The organism is Citrobacter sp. TBCS-14 (assembly GCF_005280805.1).
Lineage (GTDB): Bacteria > Pseudomonadota > Gammaproteobacteria > Enterobacterales > Enterobacteriaceae > Citrobacter > Citrobacter gillenii.
Genome location: NZ_SZWM01000449.1, coordinates 1 through 271 on the forward strand (window position 1 = coordinate 1; position 271 = coordinate 271).

Here is a 271-nt window from a genome sequence, read left to right on the forward strand (position 1 = left end):
GTGACAACGTTCATTGCTTCTTCGCAGAACCCACCCACTCCCCGTGCATGCTGCTGGGGATTTACACCGGGCTGCACGATACCATTTCCGTGCAGGATATCGGCATCGATAATCTGACAGCGGCAGATGGGCTGGCAGTCGGTCGCGCCTCGGGCTTTGTTGGCCGGGCGATGGAACGCCTGCTCGACGGACTGTACACCCTGGACGATCAGACTATGTACGATATGCTGGGCTGGCTGGCGCAGGAAGAAGGTATTCGCCTTGAGCCATC

The 271-nt window shown here is 58.7% G+C and carries 1 protein-coding gene; it reads left to right on the forward strand.

Going from position 1 to position 271, the window contains the following annotated elements; all coding sequences use genetic code 11:
• A partial coding sequence (locus FDX22_RS16010; RefSeq protein WP_146717448.1) for a pyridoxal-phosphate dependent enzyme occupies window positions 1–271 on the forward strand: 271 nt, incomplete at both ends.